The sequence below is a fragment of the Agromyces cavernae genome, from assembly GCF_021044935.1.
GTDB lineage: Bacteria > Actinomycetota > Actinomycetes > Actinomycetales > Microbacteriaceae > Agromyces > Agromyces cavernae.
In genome coordinates, this window is sequence record NZ_JAJNMP010000003.1 from 363,922 (window position 1) to 376,112 (window position 12,191).

At 70.0% G+C, this 12,191-nt stretch carries 10 protein-coding genes; 2 read left to right on the forward strand and 8 right to left on the reverse strand.

Going from position 1 to position 12,191, the window contains the following annotated elements; translation table 11 throughout:
- Nucleotides 1-43: 43 nt before the first annotated feature.
- The 7 genes from LQ757_RS13065 to LQ757_RS13095 all read right to left on the reverse strand — a co-directional run bounded on the left by LQ757_RS13065 (nucleotide 44) and on the right by LQ757_RS13095 (nucleotide 8,451).
- Nucleotides 44-1,534 carry an MFS transporter gene (locus tag LQ757_RS13065; protein ID WP_231047686.1) on the reverse strand — a complete coding sequence of 497 codons (1,491 nt, stop codon included), beginning with the start codon at nucleotides 1,532-1,534 and terminating at the stop codon, nucleotides 44-46.
- 50 nt (nucleotides 1,535-1,584) lie between these two features.
- Nucleotides 1,585-2,415, reverse strand: coding sequence for an aldo/keto reductase (locus tag LQ757_RS13070; protein WP_231047687.1), 831 nt, complete (start codon nucleotides 2,413-2,415; stop codon nucleotides 1,585-1,587).
- Between the two features lie 55 nt (nucleotides 2,416-2,470).
- Nucleotides 2,471-3,406, reverse strand: a complete 936-nt coding sequence (locus LQ757_RS13075) for a cyclase family protein (RefSeq protein ID WP_231047688.1) — start codon at nucleotides 3,404-3,406, stop codon at nucleotides 2,471-2,473.
- A 53-nt stretch (nucleotides 3,407-3,459) separates the two neighbouring features.
- Nucleotides 3,460-4,848 (reverse strand): APC family permease, encoded by a 1,389-nt coding sequence (locus LQ757_RS13080; protein WP_231047689.1) that lies wholly within the window; start codon nucleotides 4,846-4,848, stop codon nucleotides 3,460-3,462.
- A 57-nt stretch (nucleotides 4,849-4,905) separates the two neighbouring features.
- Nucleotides 4,906-5,715, reverse strand: a complete 810-nt coding sequence (locus tag LQ757_RS13085; protein ID WP_231047690.1) for a slipin family protein — start codon at nucleotides 5,713-5,715, stop codon at nucleotides 4,906-4,908.
- A 161-nt stretch (nucleotides 5,716-5,876) separates the two neighbouring features.
- Nucleotides 5,877-7,043, reverse strand: a complete 1,167-nt coding sequence (locus tag LQ757_RS13090; RefSeq protein WP_231047691.1) for a cystathionine gamma-synthase — start codon at nucleotides 7,041-7,043, stop codon at nucleotides 5,877-5,879.
- 40 nt (nucleotides 7,044-7,083) lie between these two features.
- Complete coding sequence (locus tag LQ757_RS13095) at nucleotides 7,084-8,451, reverse strand: cystathionine beta-synthase (RefSeq protein WP_231047692.1); 1,368 nt, start codon at nucleotides 8,449-8,451, stop codon at nucleotides 7,084-7,086.
- Nucleotides 8,452-8,765: 314 nt separating this feature from the next.
- Between LQ757_RS13095 and LQ757_RS13100 the strand changes: the two genes are divergently transcribed.
- A complete protein-coding gene (locus LQ757_RS13100) occupies nucleotides 8,766-9,449 on the forward strand; it encodes a thioredoxin-like domain-containing protein (RefSeq protein ID WP_231047693.1) in 684 nt (227 codons plus the stop codon).
- On the forward strand, nucleotides 9,446-10,180 hold the full coding sequence (locus tag LQ757_RS13105) for a DUF305 domain-containing protein (protein WP_231047694.1): 735 nt from the start codon (nucleotides 9,446-9,448) through the stop codon (nucleotides 10,178-10,180). Before LQ757_RS13100 ends, LQ757_RS13105 begins: the two co-directional genes overlap by 4 nt.
- Nucleotides 10,181-10,262: 82 nt before the next feature.
- On the opposite strand, the gene LQ757_RS13110 is transcribed toward LQ757_RS13105, so the two are convergent.
- Nucleotides 10,263-12,182 (reverse strand): ABC transporter ATP-binding protein, encoded by a 1,920-nt coding sequence (locus LQ757_RS13110; RefSeq protein WP_372459664.1) that lies wholly within the window; start codon nucleotides 12,180-12,182, stop codon nucleotides 10,263-10,265.
- Nucleotides 12,183-12,191: the final 9 nt, after the last annotated feature.

Genomic DNA, 12,191 nt, shown 5'->3' on the forward strand with positions numbered 1-12,191 from the left:
CGGCCGGCCGATCGCGTGCGGCCGCGCACGCGGCATCCGGGATTCAGACGTCGACGGATGCCCCGGAGCGAGGCCGCACGCGCGGCGCGAGCACCACCGCAACCACCGCGATCACGAGGGTCACGGCGAAGTCCGCGGCGAAGGCCCCGCCCGCGATCGCGCTCGACACGAGCGCCGTCGCCGCGAGCGCGACCGCCGCGCCGAGCGATTCGCCGATCGACAGCGCCGCGCTGTTGAACCCCTGTGCCGACACGGGCGAGAGGCTCAGCACCGCGACGGAGTGCCTCGGGTACATGAATCCCATCGCGGCGCCCGCGAGCGTCCAGGCGATGAACGCGATGACGGGGCTGAGCGTGAAGGCCGCGACCGCGAGCACGATCGCGAGCGCCACGGCGAGCAGCCCGGCACCGATCTGCACGGCCTGCGCGTTCGACACGCGGTCGCCGAGCCGGCCCTGCAGCCACGACGCGACCGCCCACGACACACCCGCGCCCGTGAGCACCGCGCCCGCGAGGCTCGGCGAGAACTCGTAGCGCTCGATGAACAGGTACGGCAGGTAGATCTCGCTGCCGAAGAACGCGCCCGCGACGATGAGCCGCAGGAGCACGGTCGCCGGAAGGCCGCGTGCAGCGCGGAGCGTGCCGACCGGCATGAGCGGGCGCACCGCCACGACGACGAGCACGATCGACACGACGGCGATGATCCAGCGCCAGGGCTCGGCGAGCTCTTTCGAGAGCGACAGCGCGAGCGCCGCCGCCGCCGTGAGCAGCGCCCAGCCGACCCGGCCGAGGCTCCACTGCACCGACCCGTCGCCCTGCACCTGGTCGCGCACCCGCAGGATGGGCGGCAGCATCATGCCGGCCGCGGGCAGGAGCAGCCCGATGACGCCGAGGAACACCCAGTGCCAGCTGAACGCCTCTGCGACGACGCCGGCGAGCGCGGGCCCGATGATCGACGGGATGACCCATGCCGCGGCGAACCCCGCGAAGACGCGGGCGCGCAACTGCTCGGGGTAGACCCGCGCGACGATGACGTAGAGCGGCACGATGACCGCCGCGCCCGAGAGTCCGTGCACGAATCGACCGACGATGAAGACGACCATGTCGGTGGCGGTTCCCGCGATGACGAGCCCCACGACGAACAGCACCGCCGAGGTGAGGAGCGACGGCAGGGGGCCGGCCCGGTCGGTCCAGTTGCCCGCGATGACCATGCCGATGATGCCCGCCGCGAGCGGAACCGCGAACGCGAGCGCGAACAGCGCCTCGCCGTCGAGGTCGTCGGCGACGAGCGGCATGATCGTGGTCACCGCCATCGCCTCGAATGCAGCGAGGAAGATGAGCGAGAACATCCCGATCGAGAGCCACCGGTAGGGCAGCGAGAGCACGCCCTTCGCGTGCGGCGGTGCGGCCGGCGCCGGCGCGCCCGACGCCCGCTCGGCCGAAGGCAGTGCCGCGGGCGACGACTCAGCCGCCGGCGCGCCCGATTCGTCGGTCGTGGTCGGGTTCGTCGGCGTCTCGGCGGTGGGTTCGGTCACCCGATCGACCCTAGGACTTCTCGTTCGTGCGAGCGCAATTCGGGGATCCCTCAGAACTCCTCGTGGGTGTCGGGATCGCCGCCCCACAGGCGTCCGCGCGACAGCGCCGAGATCGCGTCGACCTCTTCGGTCGAGAGCGCGAAGCCGAAGACGTCGAGGTTCGAGCGCCGGCGCGCGGCATCGGACGACTTCGGAATCGGCACGGTTCCCAGCTCGACGTGCCAGCGCAGCACCAGTTGGGCCGGCGTGACGCCACGGGCGGCCGCGAGCTCGACGATCACCGGCTCCTGCAGCAGCTGGCTGCGCTTGGCCAACGGGCTCCAGCTCTCGGTGCGGATCTCGTACTCGTCGTGGAAGGCTCGCAGCTGTGCCTGCGGGAAGTACGGATGCAGCTCCACCTGGTTCACCACGGGCGCCACGCTCGTCTCGTCGATGAGCCGCGTGAGCATTTCGGCGGTGAAGTTCGACACCCCGATCGAGCGCACGAGGCCCTTCTCGCGCAGCGAGATCATCGCGCGCCAGCTGTCGACGTACTTGTCGACGCGCGGCAGCGGCCAGTGGATGAGGTACAGGTCGACCCAGTCGAGGTCGAGCTTCTTGCGCGACTGCTCGAAGCTCGCGATGGTCTCGTCGAAGCCGTGGTGCCGGCCCGGCAGCTTCGTCGTGATGAGCAGGTCGCTGCGGTCGACGTCGGTGCGCCGGATCGCCTCGCCCACGGCCTCTTCGTTGCCGTAGTTGTAGGCGGTGTCGATCAGGCGATACCCGTCGGCGATGGCCGTCGTGATCGCGTCGATTCCCGCCTGGTCGTCGAGTCCGTAGGTGCCGAGCCCTATCGCCGGAATCGAGTTGCCGTCACGAAGCGCATAGGCGGGAGTGGTCATCTGTCCATCCTCACGTACGAGGGCGACGGATGCCACTGCCTGCCGGTCGCGTCGCCTAGCCTTCGGGCAGCCGCGCGAACGCTCGCACGGGGAAGGTGCCGAACCCGGCGACGCGGGGCGGCACCGCCGTGAAGCGCGCCCCGCGCACCGGGACCCGCTCGAGCGAGGTGAGGTGCTCGACGACGTGGATGCCCGCGGCGAGCAGGATCGAGTGCGCCGGGCGCGTGCCGCTGGATTCGGTGTCGTCGATGTTCAGCGCGTCGATGCCGACGATCGCGACGCCCGCATCGGCGAGGTGCTGCGCGCCCGCCTCGGTGAGGAACGGCGAGCCGTGGGCGTACCCGGGTCGTCCGAACCAGCGGCTCCAACCGGTGTGCAGCAGTACGGCAGTACCGGCGAGGTCGCGGTCGAAGAACACCTCGGCGGGGATGCCGCGCCCCGCGGCATCCGTCAATCGGAACACCTCAGCGGGGATGTCGACGAGCGTCTCGAGCGGCAGGCTCGCGAGGTCGCCGCCGTCGGCGTACCGGTGGAACGGACTGTCGAGGTAGGTGCCCGTGTTGCCCGCCATCGTGATGATGTCGATCTCGAACTCGGTGCCCGCCGCGTCGTGCTCGCGCGACGCCTCGCGGGTGAGGTGCGGCGTGATCGTCGGCGCGGGGATCCCCGGGTAGGTGACGAGCCCGGCGGCGATCTCGTGGCTGAGATCGACGAGTTCGCCGCCGGCCGGGCGGGTGGCGGAGGCCTCGGCCAGCACGTCGGTCGCGTCGATCACTCCGCGAGATCCGCGGTGCAGCTCCTCCACGATCTGGAGGTTCGACAGCTCGACGGCGTCGACGAGTGCGAGGCCGAGGTGTCGCACGAGGAGCTCGCCGATCTCGCGCTCGCCGAGTTCGGCCGACGGAAGATCGAGGCGGAACGACTCCGCTCGCAGCGACCCTCCGTTGATGAAGGCGATCTCGGCGTCGAAGTGGGCGCGGTACTCGGTCATGCGGGCTCCCGATCGTTGGGCACGTGCGTTGGTGCGGTCGCGGTGCTCGTGGGTCAGCGATCCGGCGCGGATGGCCCATACTCGGGGTTCGCGTGGGCGATGTGCGACGCCTCGACATCGGTCGTGCCTCGTCGAGCTCGCAGCCGGCGCACGACGGTGACCGCGACGGCCGCGGCGGCGAGCACGAGCGGCACGATGAGGTTCGCCCATGCGAGCACGAGCAGGCCGGCCGTCAGCACCGTCGCGACGACGGCGAGCCACCACCCGAACGACCAGCGGCGCAGCAGCAGCGTCGCGGCGAGCATGCCTGCGGCGTAGATCGCCACCATGTTGCTCGTGTGGATGAGGATGAAGCCCGTGAGGTCGAGGTCGTTCAGCAGCATGAGGCCGAAGTAGACGACGACGAGCACGCCCGTGAGCGCGAGCGCCCGGCGCGGCACCTCGCCGTCGGCCGCGCCCTTCGCGAAGAATCGAGGCAGGTCGCCGTCGCGCCCGAGCGCCGCGCCGAGCTTGCCGAACGCGGGCAGGTAGGCGTTCATGACGCCGAGCGTGACGATCGCGGCGATGATGGCGACGAACACCGGCCCCACTCCGGGTGCGGTGGTCTCGACGAGGTCGAGCAGGGGCACCTGCCCCTCGCCCGCACGGTCGCCGAGCACCGCGACCGTGACGAACTGCAGCGCCAGATATCCGGCGCCGACGACCACCACGGCGATCGCCGTCGCGAGCGGGATGGTGCGTCGCGGATTGCGGAACTCGCCCGCGATGTGGGTGCCGACCTCCCAGCCGGCGAACGCCCAGACGAACAGGCTGATCGCCACCCCGACTCCGGCCCAGCCGTTCGGCAGGAACGGCTCGAAGTTCGAGGCCTCGGCCGCCGGGAACGTCACGGCGACCACGGTGACGACCACCGTGATGAGCAGCCCGGTGAGCACGAACTGCACCCACCCGGCGACGCGCACGCCGAACCAGTTGGCGATGAAGGGCGGCACGAACACCGCGAAGCCGATGATCGGGACGGCGGCACGGTCGACGCCGAGCACCGCGACCACGTACTCGCCGCCGAGCACGGCGAGCACGGGCGCACCGACGCAGACGCCGAAGAAGAACCAGTAACCCGTCATGCGAGCCGCCGTGCCGCCGAGGGCGCGTCGCACGTAGCTCGCGACGCCGCCCGCATCGGGGAAGCGCGCGGCGAGGGCCGCGAACGTGCCGGCCAGCGGGATCGAGAGCACGAGCACGGCGGCCACGGCGACGATCGAGGCGGGGCCGGCGGCGGCGGCGGCGAGCCCGGGAAGCACGAGGATGCCGGTACCGAGCACGCTCGCGATGTAGAGCGCCGTGCCCTGCCCGAGCCCGAGCGTGCCGTGGTGCGCGCCCGCAGCGGTCGTCGCCGCGACCTCGGCGGTGGCGGTGTCGGGAGCGGGCTTGATCGAAGTCACCCGCTCATTCTGCGGCATCCCACCGTCATGCGACGTTGGCAGTAGCGACACTACCCGTCAAGATCCTGCCAGATTCGCCCCTCCGCGCACCTGCGCCGTCGCGGCCTCGCGGTCGATGAACCCCACGACCTCGCCGATCGAGTTCAGCAGCGGGGCCGGGAACACCACGAGCGTGTTCTTGTCGACACCCACCTCGACGAGCGTCTGCAACGTACGCAGCTGCAATGCGAGCGGATGCGACATCATCGTGTCGGAGGCGACGCCGAGCTTCACCGCGGCGAGCGCCTCGCCCTCGGCGGCGATGATCTTCGCCCGCTTCTCGCGCTCGGCCTCGGCCTGCTTCGCCATGGCGCGCTTCATCGAGTCGGGCAGCAGGATGTCCTTGAGTTCGACGAGCGTGACCTGGGCGCCCCAGTCGACCGTGGTCTCATCGAGGATCTCGCGGATGTTCACGTTGAGCTTCGCCGTCTCGGCGAGCGTCTCGTCGAGGTGGTGCTGCCCGACGACCTTGCGCAGCGTGGTCTGCGCGATCTGGTCGATCGCCGACTTCACGTTCTCGATCGCGATGACCGACTTCACCGGGTCGACGATGCGGTAGTACGCGACCGCCGAGACCCCGACGCTCACGTTGTCCTGCGTGATGATGCCCTGCGACTGGATCGGCACGGTCACGATGCGCAACGACACCTTGGTCATCACGTCGACGACCGGGATGATGAACCGGATGCCCGGGTCGCGCACGCTCTGCAGCCGGCCGAACCGCAGCACGACGCCCCGCTCGTACTGCTTGACGATCTTCACCGACATGAAGAACAGCACGATCGCGACGATGCCCACGATGATCAGGGTGACCCAGAACCAGACCATGGAGATCATCTCCTCGGCGCCGGTGACCTGCCGAGCGCCCGCAGTTCCATTCTCCCACCGCCCGCCGGTCGAGTAGGCGCGCCAGCGCCGTATCGAGACCCGGTGACGTGGTCTCGATACGCTCCTTCGTCGCTACTCGACCGACGGGCGAGCGGATGCCGCTACAGGCGCTCGAGGGTCTGGTCGATGTCGGCCAGCAGGTCGTCGACGTCTTCGATGCCCACCGAGAGCCGCACGATCGACTCGGGCACCTCGGCGTCGGTGCCCTTCACCGAGGCGTGCGTCATCTCGGACGGGTAGTTCACGAGCGACTCGACCCCGCCGAGCGACTCGGCGAGCTGGAACAGCTCGGTCGACTCGGCGAACCGACGGGCCGCCGCGCCCCCGCCCGCGAGCGAGATCGAGAGCATGCCGCCGAAGCCCGACATCTGCCGACCCGCCAGTTCGTGGCCCGGATGCGACTCGAGACCGGGATAGTAGACCCGCTCGATGCCGTCGTGCTCCTCGAGTCGCCGGGCGATCGCGAGGGCGTTCTGGCTGTGTCGCTGCATCCGGATGCCGAGCGTCTTGATGCCCCGCGACGTGAGGAACGCGTCGAACGGACCCGAGACGGCCCCGGCCGCGAACTGGGTGAACTTCACCCGCTCGGCGACCTCGGCGCGCTCATCGCCGGCACCGAACACGAGGGCGCCGCCGATGACGTCGGAGTGTCCGCCGAGGTACTTCGTCGTCGAGTGCACGATGACGTCGGCACCGAGCTCGAGCGGCTGCTGCAGGGCGGGCGACGCGAACGTGTTGTCGACGACGACGAGCGCCCCGGCCTCGTTGCCGAGCTCGGCGAGCGCGGCGATGTCGCTGATCTTCATGAGCGGGTTCGACGGCGTCTCGACCCAGAGCACCTTGGTGGTGCCGAGTTCGATCGCCGCCCGCACCGCGTCGAGGTCGCTCGTGTCGACGGTCGTGTGCCGCACGCCCCAGTCGCCGAAGATGCGGCGGATGAGCCGGTGCGTGCCGCCGTAGACGTCATTGCCGATGACGACGTGGTCCCCGGGCGCCAGCACGGTGCGCAGGAGCGCGTCTTCGGCCGCGAGGCCCGACGCGAACGAGAGCGCGCCGGCGCCGCCCTCGAGCGCGGCGAGCTGCGTCTCGAGCGCCGTGCGGGTGGGGTTGCCGCCGCGCGAGTACTCGTAGCCGCCGCGCAGGCCGCCGATGCCGTCCTGCACGTACGTCGAGGTCGCGTAGATCGGCGGGATCACCGCGCCGGTGGTCGGATCGAACTGCTGCCCGGCGTGGATCGCGCGGGTGTCGAATTGTGCGTCGCTGTTCATGGTGTCGTTCTCTTCCGGGTGCGTCGGGCCGGGCGGTGCCTCAGGCCGACAGGTAGGTGAGCAGGTCGGTGCGGGTGATGACGCCGAGCGCCTTGCCGCCGTCGGTGACGAGCATCGCGGATGCATCGGTGAAGGCGCTGCGGGCCGAAGCCACGGGCTCGTTCACGCCGATGAGCGGCAGCGGTTCGCCGACCACGCCGCCCACCTCGTCGGTGAGCTTCGCCCTGCCCGAGAAGACGAGGTCGAGCAGCGCCTCCTCGTGCACCGCCCCGACGACCTCGCCGAGCACGACGGGCGGCTCGGCCGAGAGCACGAGCAACTGCGACACGCCCGTCTCGTTCATGCGGTCGATCGCCTCGCGCACGGTGTCGTTGGGGTGCACGTAGACGAGCGGCTCGGTGCGGTCGGCCTTCGCCGCGAGGATGTCGGCGATCGTGTGGCCGGCAGGCGCGTTCCCGAAGCCGTATGCGCGCATCCACTTGTCGTTGAAGATCTTGCCGAGGTAACCGCGTCCGCCGTCGGGCAGCAGCACCACGAACACGTCGTCGGGGCCGGCGGATGCCGCGGCCTTGAGCGCCGCCACGACGGCCATGCCGCTCGACCCGCCGACGAGGATGCCCTCTTCGCGGGCGAGGCGGCGCGTCATCGCGAACGACTCGGCGTCGGAGACCTCGATGATCTCGTGCGGCACCTTCGGGTCGTAGGCGCCCGGCCAGAAGTCCTCGCCGACGCCCTCGACGAAGTAGGGGCGGCCCGTGCCCCCGGAATAGACCGAGCCCTCGGGGTCGGCGCCGATGATGCGCACCGTGTCGCCCGAGACCTCGCGCAGGTAGCGGCCGGTGCCCGTGATGGTTCCGCCCGTGCCGACGCCCGCCACGAAGTGCGTGACCTTGCCGTCGGTGTCGCGCCAGATCTCGGGGCCGGTCGTCTCGTAGTGCGAGCGTGGACCGTTGGGGTTCTCGTACTGGTTCGGCTTGAACGCGCCTGGAATCTCCCGGGCGAGCCGGTCGGAGACGCCGTAGTACGACTCGGGGCTGTCTGGTGAGACCGCCGTCGGCGTCACGACCACCTCGGCGCCGTAGGCCGTCAGCACGTTGCGCTTGTCTTCGCCGACCTTGTCGGGGCACACGAAGACGCAACGATAGCCGCGCTGCAGGGCCACGAGCGCGAGCCCCACGCCGGTGTTGCCCGACGTCGGCTCGACGATCGTGCCACCCGGCTTGAGCAGCCCGTCGCGCTCGGCGGCGTCGATGATTCGGCCGGCGATGCGGTCCTTCGACGACCCGCCCGGGTTCAGGTATTCGAGCTTCACCAGCACCGTGGCATCCGTCACGCCCTCGGTGACTCGATGCAGCTTGACGAGCGGGGTGTTGCCGACGAGATCGACGATGTTCTCTGCGTACTTCATGCCGTGTTCGTTCCTTGTGTCAGTGCGTCCGAGTGCGCCGAATGGTGCCCGACGCTGAAGAGGGGGTCGTCTGTCTCAGCGACGACAACACAGCAGCGAGGAGTTCACGCGCCCAGCCTAGCCCGAACGTGCACGGCGTCGCGGGGTGGTTGCGGGCACCCGATTCCCGCCGAGGGTACCGGCGAAGGGCGGTCGTGCCGCAGAATCGTAGGAACGGAATGCACGCACGCGACTGAGCGTTCTCCCAGCTGCATACGTTCGTATTGAACGAAGACGTCGTTCGATCAACCCCGTCCACCGAGAGAGGCCCACGCGTGAGCGCGACCCCGCCCGTTCCCCCCACCAAGGCGAAGAAGCCGACCGTCAAAGAGCAGCGCGCCGCAGAACGCCAGCGCAAGCTCGAGGAGTTCCGCCGCCGTGAGGCGAAGGCGCGGCGCAACCGTCGCATCCTCATCTGGGGTGGCTCGGTCGCCGCGGCCGTCGTCGTCGGACTGCTGATCACGTCGATCGTGCTCACCCCTCAGGCCGCCAGGTACACCGCAGGTGGCGAGGGCGCCACCATCGAGGGCGTCGAGACGTTCGAGAACACGTCGAACCACGTCGAAGGGGCCGTCGAATACGCCCAGACCCCGCCCGCCGGCGGCGAACACAACCCCGCGTGGCTCAACTGCGGCGTGTACACCGAGCCCGTGCCCAACGAGAACGCGGTGCACTCGCTCGAACACGGGGCCATCTGGGTCACCTACGACCCGAGCCTCAGCGACGCCGACCTCGAGACCCTCAGGTCGAAGCTGCCGTCGACCTACATCGTGCTCTCGCCGTTCGACGGCCTCCCCTCGCCCATCGTGCTGAGCGGTTGGAACACGCAGCTGCAGGTCGACGAGGCCGACGACCCCCGCATCGCGGAGTACCTCGAGGAGTACTGGCAGAGCCAGAACGTGCCCGAGCCCGGCGCGCTCTGCACGGGCGCGATCGACGGGCCCGGCAAGGTCTCGTGACCGAGGGGCGCGAGCACGACGGGGCGGGCGCGGGGCACGACGCCCATGAGCACCACCGCATGAGCCGCGGGGCTCGCGTCGCGGTCATCGTCGCGGCGGCCGTGGCACTCGTCATCGTCGCGGTCGCGGCGTTCTCGATCGGCCGCCTGTCGACGCTCGCCGAGCCCACCCCTACCGACACGAGCGCCGAGGCGGGCTTCGCCCGCGACATGCAGGTGCACCACCAGCAGGGCGTCGAGCTCGCGATGATCATCCGCGATCGCACCGACGATCCCGACGTGCGACTGCTGGGGTACGACATCGCGACGACGCAGGCCCAGCAGGCCGGGCAGATGTACGGATGGCTCGCCGAGTGGGATCTCTCACAGGCGGGCTCCGAGCCGTCGATGACGTGGATGACCCGTCCCGCCGAGGGCGGCGCCGGGCACTCCACTCACGACTCGCAGGACTCGCATGCGACGCACACCCCGGGCGAACCGATGCCGGGGCTCGCGACGCCCGAGCAGATCGCCGAACTCCAGGGTCTCGAGGGCCGGGCCGCCGAGGTGATGTTCCTCGAACTCATGATCGCCCACCACAGGGGCGCGGTCGAGATGGCCGAGGCCGCGCTCGAGCGCTCGTCGAACGACGTCGTCGTCGACCTCTCCAACTCGATCGTCGCCAGTCAGCAATCCGAGATCGACCTCATGAACGACATGCTCGCCGAGCGCGGCGCCGAGAGGCTCGAGTAGGCGCGCCAGCGCCGTCTCGAAACCCGTCGGGCAGGTTTCGAGACGCTCGCTGCGCTCGCTCCTCAACCCACGGATGGGCGGCCTACTCGACCGACGGGGTCTCGAGCACGGGGCGCTGCTCCTGCTGGCGGTAGAGCGAGGCGTAGACCCCGTCGACCCCGACGAGCTCGGCGTGCGTGCCCTGCTCGACGACGCGACCGGCGACGATGACGAAGATGACATCGGCCGCGACCACGGTCGAGAGCCGGTGCGCGATCGCGATCGTCGTGCGGCCGCGCGCGGCGTCGTCGAGCGCCTCCTGCACCACCCGCTCGCTGATCGTGTCGAGCGCGCTCGTCGCCTCATCGAGCACGAGCACGGCAGGATCCTTCAGCAGCACTCGCGCGATGGCGATGCGCTGCTTCTCGCCGCCCGAGAGCCGATAGCCGCGCTCGCCGACGACCGTGGCGTACCCGTCGGGGAACGACGCGATCGTCTCGTGGATGTTCGCCGCGCGGGCGGCCGCCTCGAGCTCGACATCGGTCGCGTCGGGGCGCGCGTACCGCAGGTTCTCGGCGATCGACGCGTGGAAGAGGTACGTCTCCTGGCTCACGATGCCGATGTGCGACATGAGCGACTCCTGGCTGAGCTCGCGCACGTCGGCCCCAGCGAAGCGCACCGCACCCGAAGACGCCTCGTAGAGCCGGGGCACGAGGTACGACACCGTCGTCTTGCCGGCGCCGCTCGGGCCCACGAACGCCGCGAACTGACCGGGCTCGATCGTGAAGCTCACGTCGTCGAGGGTCGGACGCGAGTCGCCGTCGGCGTCGGGGTACCGGAATGAGACCCGATCGAACTCCACCCGGCCGAGGACGCCGTCGGTGGGCACCGGGCGTGCGCCCGGGTCATCCGTGATCGCGGGCTTCAGGTCGAGGTACTCGAAGATCCGCGCGAACAGCGCGCTCGAGGTCTGCAGGTCGAGTGCAACCCGCATGAGCCCCATGAGTGGGAACAGCAACCGCGCCTGCACCGTGGTGAACGCGACGATCGTCCCGGCCGTGACATCCGCCGACCCGCCGGCGATCAGCCAGCCCGACACCAGGTAGACGATCGCGGGGATCGACGACATGAAGATGTTCACCATCGCGAAGAACCACTGGCCGGTCATCTGCTGGCGCACCTGCAGGCCGATCTGGTTCTGGTTCTCATCGGCGTAGCGCTCGATCTCGCTGCGCTGCCGGGTGAAGCTCTTCGACAGCAGGATGCCCGACACGCTCAGCGTCTCCTGCGTGATCGCCGTCATCTCCGACAGCGACTCCTGCGTCTTGCCCGCGATGCGCGCACGCACCTGCCCGACGCGTCGCTGTGCGATGACCATGAACGGCATCAGCACGAGCGCGATGATCGTGAGCTGCCAGTTCAGCAGCAGCATCGCGATGAACGCCGAGATCACCGTCACGGTGTTGCCGAGCACGCTCGACACCGTGTTCGTGAGCACGCTCGCGACGCCGCCGACGTCGTTCTGCAGCCGCGACTGGATGACGCCTGTCTTCGTGCGGGTGAAGAAGCTGAGCTCCATGGCCTGCAGGTGCGTGAAGAGCCGCACGCGCAGCGTGCCCATGACCTTGTTGCCGATGTTCGCCGTGAGCCACGTCTGCCACACGCCGAGGAGCGCCGACACGATGAACACGCCGATCATCGCGAGCACGAGCGTCGTCAGCACCGGGATGTTCGGGCCGGATGTCGCTCCACCGGCATCGACCGGGAAGAGGCCGTCGTCGAACGCGCGCTGGGTGAGCAGCGGCGGTATCACGCTCAGCGCCGCGCCGATGAGCACGAGCACGACCGTGGTGATGAGTGCGAGCTTGTGCGCCGCGAACAGCTCGGCGATGCGGCCCAGCAGGTGCGGGATCTTCGGCGCCTCGGCGTTCTCGGCGCGCTGCGCTGCTTCGTCGGCCGACGCGATGCGGGTACGCGCCTTGCCGTATCGGCCCGTCTGCCCGCCGGGCGCGCCCCCATGCATGCTCATGGG

What these genes read in the sequence shown, in the direction of transcription:
- LQ757_RS13070 (WP_231047687.1), bottom strand. Translation starts at nt 2,415, where the DNA reads ATGACCACTCCCGCCTATGCGCTTCGTGACGGCAACTCGATTCCGGCG.
- LQ757_RS13075 (WP_231047688.1), bottom strand. Translation starts at nt 3,406, where the DNA reads ATGACCGAGTACCGCGCCCACTTCGACGCCGAGATCGCCTTCATCAAC.
- LQ757_RS13085 (WP_231047690.1), bottom strand. Translation starts at nt 5,715, where the DNA reads ATGGTCTGGTTCTGGGTCACCCTGATCATCGTGGGCATCGTCGCGATC.
- LQ757_RS13090 (WP_231047691.1), bottom strand. Translation starts at nt 7,043, where the DNA reads ATGAACAGCGACGCACAATTCGACACCCGCGCGATCCACGCCGGGCAG.
- LQ757_RS13095 (WP_231047692.1), bottom strand. Translation starts at nt 8,451, where the DNA reads ATGAAGTACGCAGAGAACATCGTCGATCTCGTCGGCAACACCCCGCTC.
- LQ757_RS13110 (WP_372459664.1), bottom strand. Translation starts at nt 12,182, where the DNA reads ATGCATGGGGGCGCGCCCGGCGGGCAGACGGGCCGATACGGCAAGGCG.